Below are 18,539 nucleotides of genomic sequence, written 5' to 3' on the forward strand. Positions count from 1 at the left end.
TACAAGCCGCAGCCGTTCAAGCCCTCGATCCCCGAAGGCCCCGGCGGGATCAAGCCCTACGAGCCGAAGCCGTTCAACCCCGGCAAGATCGGCCCGGACGGCAAACCGCCGATCCCCGGCGGCGGCAACCCCGGCGGCGGCCCCAGCTTCACCCCGCCGAACATCCCGCCGATCCCGACCATCCCGACCGGCAAGGGCGGGGATCCGTACAAGTCGAACCCGTACAAGCCGCAGCCGTTCAAGCCCTCGATCCCCGAAGGCCCCGGCGGGATCAAGCCCTACGAGCCGAAGCCGTTCAACCCCGGCAAGATCGGCCCGGACGGCAAACCGCTGTTCCCCGGCGGCGGCACCGGCCCGAGCGGCGAGAAGCTCGGCGGCATCGGCAAGGTCGGCGGCGTCAACGGCGAGAGCATCAGCAGCAGGCTCGGCGGCGGCGCGGGCGGTCTCGGCGGCGCCAAGGGCGGTCCGGGCTCCGGCGGCGCGTTCAGCGGCGCGGGCGGCTCCGGCGCGGCCGAGGAAGGCGTCGCCGGGCGCGGCGGCCCCGGCTCGGGCGGTGCGGGCGGCAAGGGCGCGACCGGCGCTCCCGGCATGGGAGCCATGGGCGGCGGCAAGGGCGGCAAGGGCCCGGAGGACAAGGAACACAAGGTCGCGAGCTTCGTCGAGTCGGACGACCCGTCGTTCTTCGCTCCGGACGAGGTCGTCGCGCCGCCGGTGATCGGCGACTGGAAGAACAAGGACTGGAAGTGAGGCGGCGATGAGCGGAGGCGCACAGGGGTTCCGCGTAGAACCCGACGACCTCGTGGCGCACGCGAGCCACCTGGACGGCCTGGTGGACCGGCTGAACACCGCGGCGCAGGCGGCGAACTACGCGATGTCCGACGACGCGTACGGGCTGCTGTGCGCTTTCCTCCCGCCGATCATCAACCCGACCGGCGAGAAGGCTAAGGAAGCGATCAGCGGCGCGATCGAGGGCGTCCAGGCGACCTCGGACAACGTCCGGACGGCCGCGAAGTCCTACCAGGAGGGCGACGAGGGCCAGTCGAAGCCGTTCAAGAAGGTGGCGACCGAAGGGCTTCTCAGCAAGGAGAACGGCGAGGAGCTGAAGTCGCGGTTCCGGGTCGGGGTGCAGGCTCCGACCGGGCAGAACGTGCCGTTCAACCGGGACGCCGTGCCCGCGGAGGCCCGGTACGACAGCGCGGAGCCGCTGCAGCCGCGGGAACGAGTCGGCGCTTCGTTGCCGGTGAACCGGGGCGTTTCGCCGGACGAGACGTAACGAAGCGGTGGCGCTCTCGCGGCGTCGCGGCGGGCGGGTACGGTCGACAGATGACGGTGCCCGTCGCGGCGAGGATGAGACCCGCCCGCAACGGCGCGGGTGACGGGATTCGAGGAGAACGAAAAGCATGACCAGCGCGGGTGGGCTGGGCGACCTGATCAGGGACCCCGACGACGCAATCCGGCGAATGGACGAATGGGCGGCCGGGTTCGCCCGCAAGGCGGAGCGCTACGCGGCGGCCCAGCAGGAAACCGAACAGCTGCGGCTGACCGCGACGAGCCCGGACGGGACCGTCAAGGTCACCGTCGGGGCCGACGGGGTCGTGTCGGACCTGGTGTTCAGTTCCCGCACGCGCACCGTCCCGCCGGAGGAGCTCTCCAGGATGGTGCTCGAGACCATGCGGAAGGCGCAGTCGGGCATCACCGACCGCGTGGCCGAGGTCATGGGCCGCAGCCTGGGCGACGAGGACCCGGACACCCGCGCCGTCATGCTCGATTCGCTCCGCAACCGCTTCCCGGACCCCGATCCGGACCCGGCCGACCAGCAGGACAGCGCGGAGGAAGAGCCGGAGCCGCCCGCCAAGACGCCGCCGCCGTCGACGCCCCCGGCAGGCGGTGCGCCTCGTCCGCCCGCGGCGCCGCCCGCGCCGGGCGGGCCCGCTTCGCCGCCGCAGGGCCGCCGTCCGGGCGGCATCGACCCGGACGAGCAGGACAACAACCCCTGGTGACCCTCAGTGCGCCCCGGCCTCGCGGTCGGGGCGCACTGTCGTTCGTGGACAGTCCGATGTGGACTTAGGGCAATGCCAGGGACTTAAGCGGCGTGGCCTCACGCTTCCGGGCGTCCGTGAGGGGAACCCTGAGGGACTCTGAGTCCCTCAGGGTTCCCCTCACGGACAGTCGGCCTCGCCAACACCCGCGACCAGGACAGGCACACTTCGAACCGCACTCACAGCGCCGCCTTAAGTCCCTGGCATGGGGACTCAGGGAGGCCGGGGCGCCGCGACGAGGGGATCGGTCCGAAGCGGACTCCGGCTTACCGAACCTGTTTGCGGTCGGCCAGGTAGCGCAGGTAGAGCAGCGCCACGATCGCCCCGACGGCCAGAGCCTTGCCCCACTCCGCCGGGTTGGCGTAGGCCGGGCCGCACGAAGCGGGCTGGTCCGGGCCTGGGAGGCGCTCGCGGCCGCGCCCGGCCGCGAAGAGCGGCTGACACAGCAGGAACAGCCCGACGGCCAGCACCCCGAACGCCACCAGCACCAGCACCTGCACCGACCGTCGCGACACCGCAGACCCCCTCCTCCGGAACAAGAAGATCGTCCGGACCCCGCTGGGTCGTTACCCGAAATGCCGGATTGTCACAGGTGCGGCAGCGGAACCTCGGCCGCCAGGTCGTCCGGGGCGGAAAGCCGCCACGCCTCGTACACGAGTTCGGCCAGTTCGTCGGCCGCGATGCCGCCCAGTTGCACGACCACCCAGCCGAACCCGCCGGACGTGAACTGCTCCTCGAAAACGTCCGGGCGTTCCGCGACGAGCGCCTGCTGTTCCGCGACGGTCTGTTTGAGCCCGACCGTGTCGGTGCGCGGCCAGTGGTAGCCGAAACGCTTGCCGCGCACGCTGAACGACGTGTAGTCGCGGCCGCTGCCGCGTTCGACTTCGCGCAGCTTGCGGATGATCCGTTCGAAATCCTTGCTCGGCACCGGTCCTGGCCCCCTCCATCGTGGACGCCGCCATCTTACGGCGGCGGATCCGGCGGGTTCGGCTTACGGTGGTGCGCGGAGGTGCCCGAATGTCCGAAGTGGCCCGCGGCATGCCGCCCGCGATCGAGCCGATGCTGGCGTCGCCCGACGGCGGCAGGCTGCGCGACGACCCGGCGTACGCCTACGAGTTCAAATGGGACGGTTACCGGGCGACCATGCGCGTCGCGCCGGACGGGAGCACGTTGCTGACCAGTCGCAACGACAACGACTTCACCGCCAGATTCCCGCAGCTGTCCGGCGCGCTCGGCGACGCGCTCGGCGGCCGCCCGGCGGTGCTCGACGGCGAGATCGTCGCCCTGGACGAGCACGGCCGTCCCGACTTCGGCCTCTTGCAGAACCGCATCTGGAAGGCGGTCGCGTACTTCGCCTTCGACATCCTGAGCCTGGACGGCGAAAGCCTGCTCGACGCGCCGTACGAGGAACGTCGCGGCATTCTCGCCGAGATCGAACCGCCGGACCGCCAGCTGGTCGCGATCACGCCCTGGTACCGGCACAGCGACCTCGCCGAGGACGGCATGACGCCGGCCGGTCTGCTGGACGTCGCGCGGACGATGATGCTCGAAGGCTTGATGGTGAAGGCCCGCACGTCGCGGTATCACCCGGGACGGCGCAGTCCGGAATGGCTCAAACACCCGCTGGTGCAGACGACCGAGGTGATCCTCGGCGGCTGGCGCGCGGGCCAGGGCCGCCGCGAGGGCACGATCGGCGCGCTGCTGCTCGGCGCGCACGACCCGGATTCGGGGGAGCTGCGGTACCTGGGCGACGTCGGCACCGGCTTCACCGACGCGATGCTTCAGGACCTTCAGGCGCAGCTGGTTCCGTTGGAGCGCAAGACAAGCCCGTTCGCCGACCAGGTGCCGCGCGACCGGGCGCGCGGCGCGCATTGGCTGAATCCGGAGGTGGTCGGCGAGGTCGTGTACCGCCGCCTCACGCCGGGGGACGGCCGGTTGCGGCACACGGCCTGGCGCGGGTTGCGTCCGGAACGGCGTCCGGACGAGGTCAAAGTTCCGGCCCGGTGAATGCGAACAGCGCCCAGGTGGTCGACGCGCCGCTCAACTCGTCGGCACTGTCGCAGAAACTGCGTGCGCACAGTGGACGCATCGGGCGAACCTGCAGGCGACTGATCCCCGCGCGGAGATGATCGGTCGCGAATTCGGGCGTTACGCCTGGGCGCAACTGGAAGCCGGGGCGTGCGGCCCAGGCGAAGTCGCTGGCGTCCCCGGACGCAGCAGTCGTTGTTCCCGCTGATCACGGGCGGCACGGCCTGAGCACCGCCGAAAGGTCGTGGTCGATCGGACCGGCCACGTCGAGGAGATCTGCGTACGGCTTGCCCGCGTTGCTTCACTGCCCGAGAGCGACCTCGAAGCCTTCGAGGAAACCTTCACTCACCCTGCCGCAGCCCGGTAATCAACAGCCCGGCCAGGCGGCGCGCGTCGTAGCTGTCGTCGGCTTCCGCGCCGATGCACAGGTTTCCGACGCCGCGCATCAGGTGGACGGCCTCCAGGTCGGTGCGGATTTCCCCGGCCTTCGCGGCGGCGTCGAGCAGTTCGGTGCACACCGGGACGAGCCGCTCGAGGAAGTACGCGTGCAGGGCCTCGAAGCCGCTGTGGTCGGACTGCATGATTCCGGCCAGCCCGTGCTTCGTGACGAGGAAGTCGACGAACAGGTCGATCCACTGCGCGAGCGCGGCGTGCGGGGAATCGTTGTCCGCCAGCAGCTTGGGCCCCGCGTCGGCGCACGCTTCGACCTGGTGCCGGTACACCGCGATGATCAGGTCGGCGCGGGTGGGGAAGTGCCGGTAGATCGTGCCCACGCCGACGCCCGCCCGGGTCGCGACGTCGCGCACCGGCGCGTCCACTCCGGACTCGACGAACACCGCCGCCGCCGCGTCGAGCAGGGTTTTCTCGTTGCGCCGGGCGTCCGCCCGTTTCGCGCGGGCTCCCGCGTTCTCACCCACGTGCCGCTCCCTCCGCGTGCCGCCGGTAGACAAGCGGAACAGTGTTCCGTATAGTTACCGGAGCAACGTTCCGTTTGCTCATGATGCCAGATCGGGCCGCCGGCCACCACACCCTCGCGCCCGATGGCGAAAGAAGGTACTTCCCATGACCGCAGTACAGCCCGCGGCTCCGGTCGTCTCCGCGAAGCCGGCGCGGCTCGACGCGCCGGGACGCGGCGAGGACCTGCCGGTGCGCGTGTCCGCCCCGGCGACCGGACGGGACCTCCCGGTGATCGTGTTCTCGCACGGTTTCGGCTCGTCCCTGGACGGTTACGGCCCGCTCGCCGACTACTGGGCCGCGCACGGATTCGTTGTCGTGCAACCGACTCACCTCGATTCGCGGACCCGCGCGCTGCCCGCCGAAGACCCGCGCACGTCGAACATCTGGCGGTTGCGCGTCGAGGACCTCCGGCACGTCATCGACCAGCTCGACGCCGTCGAAGCGGCGCTGCCCGGGCTGAGCGGGCGCGTCGACCGCAGCCGGATCGCGGTCGCCGGGCATTCCTGGGGCGCGCAGTCGGCGAGCATGCTGCTGGGCGCGCGCATTGTTGAGGCCGATGGCAGCGTCGGCGAGGATCTGTCCGATTCTCGGGTGACGGCCGGGGTTCTGTTCGCGATCACCGGCACTGGCGGGGCGGACCTGTCACCGTTCGCTGCCGAGCATTTCCCGTTCATGAGCCCGAATTTCGACGGCTTGAAGGCGCCCACGCTGATCGTCGCGGGGGACCAGGACGATTCGATGCTGTCCGTGCGCGGCCCGGACTGGTTCACCGACGCGTACCGGCTCAGCCCGGGGGAGAAAAGCCTGCTGACGCTCTTCGGCGCGGAGCACTCGCTCGGCGGCATCTCCGGCTACGAAGCCAAGGAGACCACCGACGAAAGCCCCGAACGCGTCGCCCTGCAGCAGCGGCTGACCACGGCGTACCTCCGCAGCGCGCTCATCCCCGGCGACGACAGCTGGGCCGGGATCGAGGACAGCCCGCTCGGCCGCGTCGAATCGCACGAGTGAAAGGACTTCCCGAAATGACCACGAAACCGCAGTTCGGCATCATGACCGCGCCGATGCAGACCAGTTACACCTCGTTGCAGCAGGTCTGGCGCGAGGCGGACGCGATCCCGGCCATCGAGCACGCCTGGCTGTTCGACCATCTCCTGCCGATCGCCGGAGAACTGGACGGGCCGATTTTCGAGGGCTGGACGCTGCTGTCGGCCCTGGCCGCGCAAACCGAACGGCTCCGGCTCGGGCTTTTGGTGACCAGCAACCGCTTCCGCCCGCCCGCGATGCTGGCGAAGATCGCCGCGACCGTCGACGTCGTGTCCGGCGGACGGCTCGACTTCGGCCTTGGCGTCGGCTCCCGGCCGAGCCACCCGATCGCCCGCCGGGAGTACGAGGCACACGGCCTGCCGTACCTGGAAACCGCCGACGCGGTGGCCCGGTTCGCCGAGGCGTGCACGGTGATCCGGAAGCTGTGGACCGAGGACAAGCCGTTCGATTTCGCCGGCAAGCACGTCCAGCTCACCGGCGCGTTCGGCAATCCGAAGCCGGTGCAGCGCCCGCATCCGCCGTTCGTCATCGGCGGCCGGGCCCGCGCGACGCTGCGGGTGGTCGCCGAGCACGCCGACGTCTGGAACATCCCGGGCGGGGACATCGCGGACGTCGTCGAACGCAGCGCGATGCTGGACGAGTACTGCGCGGAAATCGGCCGCGACCCGGCGGAGATCACGCGCTCGATCCACCTGGCGGTGTCGTATGACCAGCCCGCCCTTACGCGGGCGGCGATCGGGGAGGCGCTGGAGGCCGGGTTCAGCCACGTTGTGCTCGGGTTGCCCGCGCCGTTTCCGGCCGGAGTTGCGGGGTGGGTGGCGGAGGAGTTGATCGAGAGGGCGGGTTAGGCGTCTTCTTCGGCGGTCGGTGATCGGGGACGCGTTGGAAGCGGGGTTCGGCCGCGTCGTGCTTAGGCTGCCAGCGCCGTTTCCGGTTGGGGCGGCGGAGGAGTTGGTCGCGAAGGCAGGTTAGGTGCCTTCCTCGGCGGTCGGGGAGGCGTTGGAAGCCAGGTCCAGCCACGTCGTGCTCGGGCTGTCTGCGCCGTTTCCAACCGAGGTCGCGCAGCGGGTCGCCGATGAGCTGATCGCCAAAGCGGGCTGAGCGGTTCCCCTCAGCGCGCAGCTCGCAGGAGCCGGAGCTGGCCGATCTCCGCGACGTTCTTCATCAGCTCGGCGTTCGCCCACGCGATCAGGTGCCCGATGGTGCGCCGGGGGTCACCGTCCGGCAGGAACGGGACGGCGGCGGCCAGGTCGGCGTCGGTGAGCCGGTCCAAGGCAGCAAGCCAATCCGTGCGCAGGCCGCGGAGCCAGGCGATGGCCGGTTCGCCCGGGCCCGGCCAGACGATGGCGGTCCGCTCCCGCGGTTCGTGGCCGCGGACCTGGTCGAGGGCGGCGCTCCACCACCAGCCGAGGTGCCAGCTCAGCCAGGCGACGGTGGGCGCCGGAACGGGATCGGGCTCGCTGTCGGCCCAGTCCGGCGTCCAGGTTCCGTCGTCGGCCTGGTGCATCGTCCAGCACCGCGCAGCGGGCTCCCAGCCGAAATCACCGGGTTCCAGACGCTCCAGGTGGTACTCGAACAGCGACCAGGCGAGGTCGAACTGCCAGCGCTGGAGTTCGAGGAAGGAATCGGGCACCGGCCGACCCTCGCACACCGGAAGACACAGAGGGAACCGGGTTTCCGAGAGAATGGTCCCATGCGCGAAACCGAACCGAAGGTGATCGACGACCTGCTCGCCCTCGCCCCGATCGAGGCCGGAAAGCTGGGGCACCACACGGTGCTCGACACCGAAGGCGCGCGGGTCATCGTGCTCGCATTCGAGCAGGGACACGTGCTCAAGGAACACCGCGCACCCCGCGCGCTCCTGCTGCAGGCGCTCGACGGCCATCTCCGGGTCACCGCCGCCGGGGAGACCGTCGACCTGCGGCCGGGCGGGCTGGTGCACCTTCCGCCGTCGATGCCGCACGCGGTGGAAGCGGTGGCGGACTCGAGGCTGTCGTTGACGCTGCTGGGCGGGTGAAGCGCCCGCCTTCCGGTGGTCGACCGGAGGGGAGCTGCCGTGCCAAGATGACGCCGCCTGAACGAGAAGGGGGCTCGGCAGTGGTGCTTGAGCAGGACGTGAACACGGCGGGGCGGGTCCGGCGGGTGGCGCTCGCGAGCGCGATCGGGACGACGATCGAGTGGTACGACTACTTCGCCTACAGCACGGCGACCGCCTTGGTGTTCAACAAGCTTTTCTTCCCGTCGCTCTCTCCGGCGTCCGGCACGCTCGCCGCGTTCGCGACGCTCGGCGTCGGGTTCGTCGCGCGGCCGCTGGGCGGGATCGTCTGGGGCCACTTCGGCGATCGCGTGGGGCGCAAGGCGATGCTGGTCGCCTCTCTGGTGCTGATGGGGCTCGCGACCGCGGGCGTCGGGGCGTTGCCGACGTACCACCAGGCGGGCGTGATCGCGCCGGTCCTGCTCGTCGTTCTCCGGGTGCTGCAAGGGATTTCGGCCGGCGGGGAGTGGGGCGGCGCGGCGCTGATGGCGGTCGAGCACGCTCCGGAAGGCAAACGCGGCCGGTACGGGTCCTTCTCGCAGATCGGCGTCCCGGCCGGGCTGATTCTGGCGCAGCTGGTGTTCTTCGCGGTGAACAACTCGCTCTCGCCGGAGGAGTTCCGGTCGTGGGGCTGGCGGATCCCGTTCCTGGTCAGCCTCGTGCTGGTGGCGGTCGGGCTGGTGATCCGGCTGCGCGTGGAGGAAAGCCCGGTGTTCGCGAAGCTGCGCAGCACCGGCGAGCGCAGCAAGCTGCCGATCGTGGAGGTGCTGCGCGCGCGGCCGAAGCAGGTGCTCGCGGCGGCGGTCAGCTTCATCGCGAACACCGCGCTGGGCTACATCTTCTTCGCTTACCTGCTGTCGTACGGCATTTCGGTGCTGAAGCTGTCCAGCACGACGATGCTGGTCGTGGTGATCGTCGGCGGCGTGGTGTGGCTGGCGAGCATCGTCGCGGCGGCGATCTGGTCGGACTCGGTCGGACGGAAACCGGTCTATCTCGCGGGTTCCGTGCTGCTGGTCGTCTGGTCGATCCCGTTCTTCCTGCTCGTGGACACCGCGCAGCCGTGGCTGCTGATCGTCGCGGTGGTGGTGCTGAACATCGGCCTCGGCGCGACGTACGGCCCGCAGTCGGCGCTGTTCTCGGAGCTGTTCGAATCCCGGTTCCGCTACAGCGGATCGTCGTTCGCCTACGCCGTGGGCGCGGTGCTGGGCGGCGGGTTCGCCCCGTTGATCGCGGCCTCCCTGCAGAGTTCGACCGGGACGTCGTTGTCCGTCTCGCTGTACATGGTGGGCGTCGGCGTGCTCAGTCTCCTCGCCGTGCTGGCGTTCCCGCGCACACCGCTCGTGCCGGTCACAGGAGAGTGAGCGGCACCGCGTCGGCCATCCGCTGGTACCCGGCGTCGTTCGGGTGCAGGTGGTCGCCGGAGTCGTAGGCGGGGAGCATCGCGAGCGGGTCGGCGGGATCGCGCACGGCCGCGTCGAAGTCGACGACGCCGTCGTAGATCCCGCTGGTCCGGATGAAGGCGTTCACCGCCTGGCGGGTTTTCTCCAGCGTCGGGTCGTAGATCTTCCAGCCCTTGAACGGCGTCAGCGTGCCGCCGATGACCCGGATGCCCTGCGCCTTGGCCTGCGCGACGATCTGCCGCAGCGCGGAAACGATCATCGCCGGATCGGTCTGGTGCGGGTTCTGCTGGATGTCGTTGATGCCTTCGAGCACGATCAGCGTGCGGACGTCGCCGCTGGTCAGCACGTCGTCGGCGAGCCGGGCGAGCGCGTTGCGGCCGGAGGTGCCGCCGTCGAGCAGCAGCCGGTTGCCGCTGATCCCGGCGTTGAGCACGCCGAGCCGTCCGTGCAGCCGGTCGCTCAGCTTGTCCGGCCAGCGCCGGTTCGCGCCGGGCGTCGAGTGCGCACCGTCGGTGATCGAATCGCCGAGCGTCACGACCGTGCCGCGCGCCGGTCCGCGGACGTCGACTTCGCTGACGTAGTGCCACACCGCGGTCTGCTCGGTGAACGACGCGCCGGATTCCTCGCCCGCGAAGTCGCCGGCGCGGGTGAAGAACGACGTCTGCTGGGCGAGCGGATGGTAGGTGACCGGGCCGGACGGCGTCGGCACGTAAGTGGTCACCAGGAGGTCCGCGTCGGCCGGAACGCGCAGCCACGCGGGGTCGCTCAGCACCTCGGCACCCGGCGGAACGACCACAGTGGACTGTCCGCTGAACGTCAGTGTGCGCATCGTGCCGCTGACCGCGCGCGGGCCGTCGGCGGCGACGGCGAGCGTCACGTGGCCGAAGGTGAGCGGCGCGGTGCCGAAGGTGTTGGAAAGCCTTACCCTGGCCTGGTTTCCGCCCGCGCTGGTGTGCACGACGTTGCGGATCGAGTAGTTCGGATACCCCTGCGGCGTGTTCGCCACCGCGGCCGCGGGCGCCGCCGCCCACGTGCCCACCCAGCCGTGCGCGGCCAGGTCGCCCTCGGCACTGCCCGACGCGGTGACCGCGCCCAGCGTGAGCACGGCCGCCACGCCCAGAGTCAGGATCCGTTTCATGGAGACACTGTGCGCGCGCCCGCGCGCCGCGGCATCCGCGGTCCCGGTCATCGGGTCGACAGAAAACCGGACAGGTTCTGCCTCCGGACGGGGGATACGACGGTGGTGGACCTGCCGGAAGGGGTTCACCATAGAGTGATGACAGATACACAATGGGTATCGCTATCCGGAAGTCTGCGTCCCGCGCTGGCCGAGGCCGAGGTGCTCGGCCCGCTCGACGCGGACGCCACCGTCACCGCGACCGTCGTGCTGCGGCGGCGCGCCGAACTGGACGTCGCCGCGCTGAGCGAACCGCTCGCTCCCGCGGACTTCGCCGAACGCTACGGGGCCGCCGCCGACGATCTCGACCTGGTCCGCACTGTCCTCACCGACGCCGGGCTCACCGTCACCGACGCGCACGCCGGATCGCGCCGCGTCTCGGTCCGGGGCCCGGCGCGCGCGATGACGGCCGCGTTCAAGACCGAACTGAACCGGGTCCGCCACGGCGAGGGCGGCGAATTCGCCGCGCGCACCGGGGAACTGGAACTGCCCGCCGCGCTCGGCGACGTCGTGGTCGCGGTGCTCGGCCTGGACGAGCGGCCGCAGGCGCGAGCGCAGTTCCGGCTGCACAAGGAAGCCGCCGGGCAGGGCTACACGCCGGACCAGGTCGGCCAGTTGTACGGGTTCCCGGCCGACGCCGACGGCACCGGGCAGACCGTCGCGGTGATCGAACTCGGCGGCGGGTACAAGCCGGAGGACCTTCAGAAGTACTTCGCCGGCTTGAAGATCGCCGAACCGAAGGTGACCGCGGCCGGGGTCGACGGCGGCAAGAACGCGCCGACCGGCGACCCGAACTCGGCCGACGGGGAAGTGCTGCTGGACATCGAGGTGATCGGCGCGCTCGCGCCGGGAGCCGCGCAGGTGGTCTACTTCGCGCCGAACACCGACCAGGGTTTCCTGGACGCGGTGAGCACCGCGGTGCACGCGACGCCCACTCCGGTCGCGGTCAGCATCAGCTGGGGCCAGTCCGAGGACCAGTGGACGCCGCAGGCCCGCACCGCGATGGACCAGGCGTTCGCCGACGCCGCCGCGCTCGGCGTGACGGTGTGCTGCGCGTCCGGCGACAACGGCAGCGCCGACGGGCAAACCGACGGGGCGCAGCACGTCGATTTCCCGGCGTCGAGCCCGCACGCGCTCGCCTGCGGCGGCACCAAGCTCGACGGCACCCCGCCGTCCACAGTGAACTCCGAAACGGTCTGGAACACCTCCGGCGGCGGGGCGACCGGCGGCGGCGTGAGCGACGCGTTCCCGGTGCCGGACTTCCAGAAGGCCGCGGGCGTGCCGACGCGGGCGGGGGACGGCAAACCCGGCCGCGGCGTCCCGGACGTGGCGGGCAACGCGGATCCGTCGACGGGGTACCGGGTTCTGGTCGACGGACAGCAGATCGTCGTCGGCGGCACGAGCGCGGTTTCGCCGTTGTGGTCGGCGTTGCTGGCCCGGCTGGCGCAGGTGGCCGGGCGCGGATTCGGGCTGGTGCACAGCAAGCTGTACGCCGGGGTCGGCGCGGGCAACGCGCAGCCGGGGTTCCGCGACATCACCCAAGGCGGCAACGGGGCGTACTCCGCCGCGGCGGGATGGGACGCGTGCACCGGGCTCGGGGTGCCGGACGGTGCGGCGCTGCACCAGGTTCTCGGCGGTAAAAAGTCCTGAATGGACAGTCAGGAGGCGGTGCCGAATTCCTTCCGGATCCTCGGAAGGACCTCGGCGCCGAGCAGTTCGATCGCCTTCATGACCTTGCGGTGCGGCACGCCGGACCAGTCCATCTGCATGGCGTAGCGGTCGGCCCCGGTGAGTTTCCCGACGGCGATCAGCCGGTCGGCCACCTCGTCGGGGCTGCCGACGAACAGCGCGCTGGCGTCCCGCGTGTATTCGTCGTACTCCGCGCGGGTCGGGATCTGCCAGCCGCGGGCCCGCGCGCCGTACTTCATGGTTTCCAGCCAGTACGGGTAGAAACTCTCCTTGGCGTCCTGCGAATTCTCCGCGACGAGGCCGATCGCGCTCATCGTGACGTGCAGGTCGCCGGGGGAGTGCTCGCCCGCTTCGCCCGCCCGGCGGTAGAGGTCCACGAGCGGCGCGAACCGCTCCGGCTCCCCGCCGATCACCGCGTACACCACGGGCAGGCCGAGCAGCCCGGCGCGCACCGACGACTCCGGATGCCCGCCGGTGCCGACCGAGATCCGCAGCCGCCGCCCGTACGGCCGCGGGTACACATGCGCGTCGGTGAGCGGCGGGCGGAACCGGCCGGACCAGGTGATCGGGTCCTCGCGGTCGAGCCGCAGCAGCAGCGCGAGCTTCTCTTCGAACAACTCGTCGTACTCGGTGAGGTCGGCCCCGAAGAGCGGGAACGACTCGGTGAAGGAACCCCGTCCGGCGAGCAGTTCCGCACGGCCGCGGCTGAGCTGGTCCAGCGTCGTGAACTGCTGGTACACCCGCACCGGATCCTCGGTGGAGAGCACGGTGACCGCGCTGGACAGCGTGATGCGCTCGGTGACGCTCGCCGCGGCGGCCAGCACGGTCGCCGGGTTCGAGATCGCGAACTGCTCCAGGTGGTGCTCGCCGAGGCCGTAGAAGCCGAGGCCGAGTTCGTCGGCCAGCCGGATCCGCTCCAGCGTTTCGGCGAGCCGCTGCGCGACCGGGACCTGCTCGCCGGTCACCGGGTCGGCGGGCCGGTCGCCGAAACTGTAGATGCCGAGTTCCATCGCTTCACTTCCTCGTCGTCGCCCGCCGACGATACCGGTTGTTGACGCGTCATCGTTCGCAACCTTTCGGCCCGCTCGCCCGTAGCGGAGGGGGAGCGAAAGGCGGGAGCGGACGGATGCGCGGGAAAATCGTCGCGATGGTGCTGGCCGGGACGGCCGTGGTCGCGGCCGGGTGCGGGGCGGAGGCGGAACCGGAGGCGCAGGCGGCCGGGCAGCCGCTGGCGCCGTCGCCGGAACTGCCCGTGCCGCGGGTCACGCACACGCCGCCGAGCCCGCCGTGCTCAGTGGGCACCGGCGCGTGCGCGAGCCTCTCGCTGCGGCGGGCATGGCTGATCGACGACGGCGTGGTGGTGCGCTCGGTCCCGATGGAACCGGGCAGCCCCGGCCAGCCGACCCCGACCGGGACGTTCAGGGTGGCGTGGAAGGACCGCGTGCACCGCAGCGACGAGTACGGCGACGACATGCCGAACTCGGTCTTCTTCGCCGCGGGCGGCATCGCCTTCCACGCCGGACCGCTCGACCGGCCGTCGCACGGCTGCATCCACCTGACCGAGGAGGATTCGGCGCTGTTCTTCGACCGGCTCCCGGTGGGGGCGAAGGTGGAGGTGCGCGGCTGAGGGGACGGCTCAGCCGGGCTGCCCGATGTTGACCATCCAGGAAATCCCGAACCGGTCGGTGCAGGCGCCGAATTCGTCGCCCCACATCTGCTTCTCCAGCGGAACCGTCACCGTTCCGCCGTCGGACAGCTTTTCCCAGCAGCCGCGCAGCAGTTCGCCGTCGTCGCCGCTGAGGCTGATCGAGATGTTCGTGCCCGGGTTGTGCTCCGTGCCGGGCGGGACGTCGGCGGCCATGAGCGTGAAGCCGTTGTCGCCTTCCAGCATCGCGTGCATGATGCCGTCCGCGTAGCTGGCCCCCGCGGGTGCGCCGGACTCCCCGAAGGTGTTCAGCGCGAGGTCGCCGCCGAACACGTCGTGGTAGTACTCCATCGCTTCGCGCGCGTTGCCCGCGAAGCTGAGGTACGGGTTGAGTTTCGAGGCCATCGGGCCCTCCTCAAGTACTGGACGGACTCGAATCGTCGCAGCTCTGAAAGGGCGCGACAACGGGGTCAAGCCCGGTCGGGCGACCCCCCTCGCGGGAATCCTCAGGGGTCGCCGGTGAGCTTGTCGCGCAGCTGTTCGAGAGTTTGCGACAGCAGCCGGGACACGTGCATCTGGGAGATCCCGACCTGCTCGGCGATCTGCGTCTGCGTGAGACCGCCGAAGAACCGCATCACCAGGATGGCGCGCTCCCGCTTGGGCAGCTCGCGCAGCAGCGGTTGCAGCGCCTCGTGGTTCTCGATGTGCTCGATCTCCGGGTCGTCGCTGCCGAGCGTGTCGGCGAGCAGCAGCGGCTCGGCGTCGTCGTGCACCGGCTTGTCCACCGACAGCGTCTGGTACGCGTGGCCCGCGACGAGCCCCTCGTGGACCTCGGAGAGTTCGAGGCCGAGGTGCTCGGCGAGTTCGGTGGGCGTCGGCGCGCGGCCGAGCGTCTGCGACAGCGTGGCCGAGCCGCGGCTGAGCGCGAGGTGCAGTTCCTTGAGCCGGCGCGGAACGCGGACCGACCAGCCGGTGTCGCGGAAGTACCGGCGGATCTCGCCCATGATCGTGGGCACGGCGAAGGACAGGAAGTCCGGGCCGCGGTCCGGGGTGAACCGGTCGATCGCGTTGATCAGCCCGATCCGGGCGACCTGGACCAGGTCCTCGCGCGGTTCGCCGCGTCCGGTGAACCGGGTCGCGATGTGCTCGGCGACCGGCAGGAATTCGGTGACGAGCTGTTCGCGCAGCCGCGGCCGCTGCCCGTCGTCGGGGGGCAGAGCGGCGAGCTGTTCGAACAGAGGCGCGGTGTGCGCGTATTCGTCACGGTGGCGGGTGGCCGGTTGCTGGTTCACCCGCTTCCCTCCCGGTGAAGGTCGAGGTCGAGGGTCAGCGCGTATCCGCCTTCCGCCGCGTCCGGCACGCAGCGCGCCGACACGTTCGCGGCGAGGGTGGTCAGCACGTGCCAGCCGAAACTTCGTTCGCTCGGCGGCTCGGCGTGCTCGGTGCGGGTCTTGACGCCGAACCGGATCCCGTCGGGCGAGACGGTGAACTGGCAGGTCATCGCCGCGCCGGGGGCGGCCGTCGAGACGACCTGGGCGCACGCCTCGTCGACGGCCATCTTGGCGTCGGCGATCGCGTCCAGCCCGTAATCGGCCCGCGCGGCGACTGCCTGCGCGAGCATGCGGACAAGCGGGATCTGGTAGGTCTCCGCCGGAAGCCGAAGCTCGATCACCTCGTCGAGCAAACGGTCCACGGCTGGCATGCCGCCGCTGGCGCGGCTGCCGGGTCCCTCGTCGTTCATGGCTCCCGCATACCCAGGCGAGGCCCGATCGACACGTGCGGCGCGATACCCGGAATGTGCCGAGGCGCACGTTTGCCGCCGGGCCTCGCCCGCGCACGGTCTGCCCGGCGGCTCAGGTGCGTGAATCTCCGGTGAGGCGTCCGGCGATTTCGCGTGACAAATCGCCGGACGTTGGGTAGTCAGCAGGGAGAACCTTTTCGGAAGCGGGGTGACCCCCATGGTGCAGGTGCGGGTGCAGGGACTGGCCGTGGTGGCGCAGGAGTCGGCACCGGTCGTATTGCTGCGCGAGGAATCCGGCTCGCGCCGGTGGCTCGCCATCACCATCGGCGCGCCGGAAGCACAGGAACTGGCCGCCGCGCAGGAACAGGTCGTGTCGGCGAGGCCCGGGACGGTCGAGCTGATCATCGAGGTGCTGGCGGCGCTGGGCCAGCGCGTCGAGCGGATCGAGATCACCCAGCTGCTGGACAGCATCTTCCACGCGGACCTCGTCCTGTCCGGCGGCGCACGAGTGTCGGCCCGCCCGAGCGACGCGCTGGCGATCGGGCTGCGGACGCATGCTCCGCTGGAAGTCGCGGAGGCCGTGCTGGACGAGGCGGCAGTGGATGTGACGGTGGCGGCGGGCGACGACGCGTCCCTCGGCTCGGCGCTCGACGCGGCTGCCGATCTGGAGGAACCGGCTGAGGCCAACGAGGACGAGATCCGGCGGTTCCGGGATTTGCTCGACGACGTGAGCCCGGAGGACTTCCGCGATCCGGACGCCTGAGACTTGGGCTTCGCTCGGCGCGAGGACTTGCCCGCTCGGCCGCGGAGAGGTGTTCGGCGGGGTCGTGCGGGCGATGCGGGTGCTTGGCGGAACCCGGCTCGCGTTCGGGGCGCAGTGTCCTCAGCGTCCTCTGTGGACGGTCAAGCCTTCGCGGCCGGACGGGGCAGCGGAATCTCCGCGAGCCCCTCGGCGGCACCGGACCGTGCGCAGTCCAGGGGGAACAGCGAGAACAACCGCCGGACGGCGGGTGCGGTGCCAGGGTCGACGTAGAAGTCCTTGTCCGCGCCCGCGGCCAGCAGCTTCAACCGGATCAGGACGCGCAGGCCCGCGACGCCGAGGAAAGTCGTGCGGCGCAGGTCGACGATCACCAGGCCGACGGTGCTGCGCAGCCGCGACTCGACGACCTCGGCCAGTCGGGGAGCCGTGGCCAAGTCGACCTCACCGGCGACCTCGACGACGGCTGTCCCCGGGGCGGGATGGCGGACGCGCAGGCGGAGCATCCCCGTCGGGTCCGGCGACGGCAGTACGGGCAGTCGGGCACTGTGCGCGGCATTCATCACGACACTCTTTCTGAGCCGCGCACTGGGCTGCGGCGGAATGCCGGACCGGCCGGGCACCGGGCATCCCGGCGCGCGGGACGAAATCACGGTGGCTGGAGGCTCAACCGCGTTCCACGGTAGCTCTCCTTCGCCGCTCAGGGAAGCCGCCGACGGGGGATGACCGGCGACCGGGCGTCCGCGGGCGCCGGGTGCCGCTGGGACAGGGCGGAGAAGGCGGGAGGGTTGTTGAACGATCCGGCGACCGCGGGGGAGATCGCTGGCGCGCGCGCCGAATACGGTGCGGAGGAAGAACAATCCGGCCACGACCGGGGAGCGTTGACGGACGGCGGAGAATCCGGTGCGCGAGGGCTGCGGGGTCGGGTGAGGTTCTGGCCGGTCGGGTTTCGAAGGAGGGCATTCGGGTCGTGGCCGGGGGCTTGTCGGCGGAGGTTTCGTTGCGTGCGAGGCTCTGGTGCCGGGTGAGTCTCTGACCGGCTCGGCAAATGTGGGTTCGAAGAAGAGCAATCTGGCCGCGGGCGGGGGTTCTGCCGGGGGGCGGCGGAGAATCCGTTGCACGCGAAGGCTGCGGCACCAGGCGAGGCTCTGAGCGGTTCCGTCGAGCAGGTTTCGGTGGTGGGCGGCCTGGCCTGGCGGGCCGCTTGGCCGCTGGGCGGGGTCGAGTGCCGGGTCGGAGGGGCTGAGCGGTTCCCGCCGCGCCGGGCTCCTGCTGCCCCGCGAGATCCCGGCTGACCCTCGATCCGGGAGCGGACCGGCATCGACGATCGTCAGCGAAAGATCCATGGCGCGAGCGCGGTCCAGGTGCGGGCGATCGGGGTCAAGCGCTGGAGATCCCCTCTGGATCGGTCGAAGCCGACCGTATCGGGACGGACCGGCGAAAACGGGCCCGAGATCTTCTTCCGGGATCCGCCGTTCGGCCGTTGCCGGGTAACCCGACCCTAGGTTACGGTGACCTATGTGTGGATCGACGTGCTCCTGCTCGCGAAGCTCGCCGAGCGGCCTTGGCACGGGTACGAGCTGCGCAAGAAGGTCGAGGAATCCAGCGGTCGCGCACTGTCGAACAACTCGCTCTACCCGGCGCTGCGCCGGTTCGCCGAAGCGGGCGCGGTGACCCGGACCGCGGAGCCGCAGGAGGGCCGTCCGCCGCGGCACGTTTACACGATCACCGACGTCGGGCGGGAGCTGCTGCACGATCTGCTCGCCGATCTGCCGCCGGAGCTGGCCGGCGATCCGGCCGAGTTCCTGGCGCGGCTCGCGGGATTCGGCAGGCTCGCCCCGGAAGAACGGCTGCGGGTGCTCGACGCCCGCCGCACCGCCGTCGAGGCGCAGCGGGACCGGCTGGCGAAGCTCGGCGCGGACCAGGCCGACCCGTGGAGCCGGCTCGTGCTGGCCGAGGTCCAGCGCCGCGCCGAGAACGAACAGGACTGGCTCGCGTCGTTGCGCACGCGGGCGGGCTGACCCGAG

At 71.0% G+C, this 18,539-nt stretch carries 21 protein-coding genes and 2 pseudogenes; 13 read left to right on the forward strand and 10 right to left on the reverse strand.

Translation table 11 applies throughout. The features are described from left to right. The 3 genes and pseudogenes from D0D37_RS46900 to D0D37_RS31975 all read left to right on the forward strand — a co-directional run. A pseudogene (locus D0D37_RS46900) lies at positions 1-747 on the forward strand (hypothetical protein); the annotation flags it as partial. A gap of 7 nt (positions 748-754) precedes the next feature. Beyond that, positions 755-1,054: pseudogene (locus tag D0D37_RS48155) on the forward strand (type VII secretion target); the annotation flags it as partial. A 346-nt stretch (positions 1,055-1,400) separates the two neighbouring features. Continuing rightward, positions 1,401-2,000: a YbaB/EbfC family nucleoid-associated protein gene (locus D0D37_RS31975; RefSeq protein ID WP_116204328.1), complete on the forward strand. Its 600-nt coding sequence runs from the start codon at positions 1,401-1,403 to the stop codon at positions 1,998-2,000. Between the two features lie 305 nt (positions 2,001-2,305). On the opposite strand, the gene D0D37_RS31980 is transcribed toward D0D37_RS31975, so the two are convergent. Together D0D37_RS31980 and D0D37_RS31985 are read right to left on the reverse strand one after the other, a co-directional pair. Next, on the reverse strand, positions 2,306-2,554 hold the full coding sequence (locus D0D37_RS31980; RefSeq protein ID WP_116204329.1) for a hypothetical protein: 249 nt from the start codon (positions 2,552-2,554) through the stop codon (positions 2,306-2,308). Positions 2,555-2,625: 71 nt separating this feature from the next. Beyond that, positions 2,626-2,967 carry an MmcQ/YjbR family DNA-binding protein gene (locus tag D0D37_RS31985; protein WP_116204330.1) on the reverse strand — a complete coding sequence of 114 codons (342 nt, stop codon included), beginning with the start codon at positions 2,965-2,967 and terminating at the stop codon, positions 2,626-2,628. An 89-nt stretch (positions 2,968-3,056) separates the two neighbouring features. Between D0D37_RS31985 and ligD the strand changes: the two genes are divergently transcribed. Then, positions 3,057-4,046 carry a non-homologous end-joining DNA ligase gene (ligD, locus tag D0D37_RS31990; RefSeq protein ID WP_116204331.1) on the forward strand — a complete coding sequence of 330 codons (990 nt, stop codon included), beginning with the start codon at positions 3,057-3,059 and terminating at the stop codon, positions 4,044-4,046. Positions 4,047-4,408: 362 nt separating this feature from the next. Here ligD and D0D37_RS31995 read toward each other — a convergent pair whose 3' ends face one another. After that, entirely contained in the window at positions 4,409-4,984 is a 576-nt protein-coding gene (locus D0D37_RS31995; RefSeq protein ID WP_116204332.1) for a TetR/AcrR family transcriptional regulator, read from the reverse strand. 145 nt (positions 4,985-5,129) lie between these two features. Here D0D37_RS31995 and D0D37_RS32000 point away from each other — a divergent pair, with 145 nt between their 5' ends. The 3 genes from D0D37_RS32000 to D0D37_RS48535 all read left to right on the forward strand — a co-directional run bounded on the left by D0D37_RS32000 (position 5,130) and on the right by D0D37_RS48535 (position 7,169). Next, positions 5,130-6,032 (forward strand): alpha/beta hydrolase family protein, encoded by a 903-nt coding sequence (locus tag D0D37_RS32000; RefSeq protein ID WP_116204333.1) that lies wholly within the window; start codon positions 5,130-5,132, stop codon positions 6,030-6,032. Positions 6,033-6,046: 14 nt separating this feature from the next. Then, complete coding sequence (locus tag D0D37_RS32005; RefSeq protein ID WP_116204334.1) at positions 6,047-6,916, forward strand: LLM class flavin-dependent oxidoreductase; 870 nt, start codon at positions 6,047-6,049, stop codon at positions 6,914-6,916. Positions 6,917-7,040: 124 nt separating this feature from the next. After that, positions 7,041-7,169: a hypothetical protein gene (locus D0D37_RS48535; protein WP_279630347.1), complete on the forward strand. Its 129-nt coding sequence runs from the start codon at positions 7,041-7,043 to the stop codon at positions 7,167-7,169. Positions 7,170-7,179: 10 nt separating this feature from the next. On the opposite strand, the gene D0D37_RS32020 is transcribed toward D0D37_RS48535, so the two are convergent. After that, positions 7,180-7,701: a DinB family protein gene (locus D0D37_RS32020; RefSeq protein ID WP_244223746.1), complete on the reverse strand. Its 522-nt coding sequence runs from the start codon at positions 7,699-7,701 to the stop codon at positions 7,180-7,182. A gap of 60 nt (positions 7,702-7,761) precedes the next feature. On the opposite strand from D0D37_RS32020, the gene D0D37_RS48160 reads away from it, so the two are divergent. Both D0D37_RS48160 and D0D37_RS32030 read left to right on the forward strand, forming a co-directional pair. Next, on the forward strand, positions 7,762-8,085 hold the full coding sequence (locus D0D37_RS48160) for a cupin domain-containing protein (RefSeq protein WP_116204336.1): 324 nt from the start codon (positions 7,762-7,764) through the stop codon (positions 8,083-8,085). Between the two features lie 80 nt (positions 8,086-8,165). Beyond that, positions 8,166-9,464 (forward strand): MFS transporter, encoded by a 1,299-nt coding sequence (locus tag D0D37_RS32030; protein ID WP_162834568.1) that lies wholly within the window; start codon positions 8,166-8,168, stop codon positions 9,462-9,464. Here D0D37_RS32030 and D0D37_RS32035 read toward each other — a convergent pair. Next, complete coding sequence (locus D0D37_RS32035) at positions 9,451-10,641, reverse strand: SGNH/GDSL hydrolase family protein (protein WP_116204361.1); 1,191 nt, start codon at positions 10,639-10,641, stop codon at positions 9,451-9,453. The genes D0D37_RS32030 and D0D37_RS32035 overlap by 14 nt on opposite strands. A 138-nt stretch (positions 10,642-10,779) precedes the next feature. On the opposite strand from D0D37_RS32035, the gene D0D37_RS32040 reads away from it, so the two are divergent. Continuing rightward, positions 10,780-12,330 carry a S53 family peptidase gene (locus tag D0D37_RS32040; RefSeq protein ID WP_162834569.1) on the forward strand — a complete coding sequence of 517 codons (1,551 nt, stop codon included), beginning with the start codon at positions 10,780-10,782 and terminating at the stop codon, positions 12,328-12,330. A gap of 8 nt (positions 12,331-12,338) precedes the next feature. Here D0D37_RS32040 and D0D37_RS32045 read toward each other — a convergent pair whose 3' ends face one another. Then, positions 12,339-13,379 (reverse strand): LLM class flavin-dependent oxidoreductase, encoded by a 1,041-nt coding sequence (locus D0D37_RS32045; RefSeq protein WP_116204338.1) that lies wholly within the window; start codon positions 13,377-13,379, stop codon positions 12,339-12,341. Positions 13,380-13,495: 116 nt separating this feature from the next. On the opposite strand from D0D37_RS32045, the gene D0D37_RS32050 reads away from it, so the two are divergent. Next, entirely contained in the window at positions 13,496-13,996 is a 501-nt protein-coding gene (locus tag D0D37_RS32050; protein WP_116204339.1) for a L,D-transpeptidase, read from the forward strand. A 9-nt stretch (positions 13,997-14,005) separates the two neighbouring features. On the opposite strand, the gene D0D37_RS32055 is transcribed toward D0D37_RS32050, so the two are convergent. From D0D37_RS32055 to D0D37_RS32065, 3 genes are all read right to left on the reverse strand, one after another. Beyond that, a complete protein-coding gene (locus D0D37_RS32055; protein ID WP_116204340.1) occupies positions 14,006-14,419 on the reverse strand; it encodes a VOC family protein in 414 nt (137 codons plus the stop codon). A gap of 101 nt (positions 14,420-14,520) precedes the next feature. Next, positions 14,521-15,306, reverse strand: coding sequence for a SigB/SigF/SigG family RNA polymerase sigma factor (locus tag D0D37_RS32060; protein WP_116204341.1), 786 nt, complete (start codon positions 15,304-15,306; stop codon positions 14,521-14,523). Beyond that, the gene (locus D0D37_RS32065) at positions 15,303-15,755 is read right to left on the reverse strand and encodes an ATP-binding protein (RefSeq protein WP_162834570.1); all 453 of its coding nucleotides are present in this window, start codon (positions 15,753-15,755) and stop codon (positions 15,303-15,305) included. The genes D0D37_RS32060 and D0D37_RS32065 overlap by 4 nt, the downstream gene beginning before the upstream one ends. A gap of 217 nt (positions 15,756-15,972) precedes the next feature. On the opposite strand from D0D37_RS32065, the gene D0D37_RS32070 reads away from it, so the two are divergent. Then, positions 15,973-16,518, forward strand: a complete 546-nt coding sequence (locus D0D37_RS32070) for a bifunctional nuclease family protein (protein ID WP_116204342.1) — start codon at positions 15,973-15,975, stop codon at positions 16,516-16,518. Between the two features lie 140 nt (positions 16,519-16,658). Here the strand turns inward: D0D37_RS32070 and D0D37_RS32075 are convergent, their stop codons facing one another. After that, entirely contained in the window at positions 16,659-17,075 is a 417-nt protein-coding gene (locus tag D0D37_RS32075; protein ID WP_244223747.1) for an STAS domain-containing protein, read from the reverse strand. Between the two features lie 948 nt (positions 17,076-18,023). On the opposite strand from D0D37_RS32075, the gene D0D37_RS32080 reads away from it, so the two are divergent. Next, complete coding sequence (locus tag D0D37_RS32080) at positions 18,024-18,533, forward strand: PadR family transcriptional regulator (protein WP_116204344.1); 510 nt, start codon at positions 18,024-18,026, stop codon at positions 18,531-18,533. Positions 18,534-18,539: the final 6 nt, after the last annotated feature.

The organism is Amycolatopsis circi (genome assembly GCF_003385235.1).
Taxonomy (GTDB): Bacteria; Actinomycetota; Actinomycetes; order Mycobacteriales; family Pseudonocardiaceae; genus Amycolatopsis; species Amycolatopsis circi.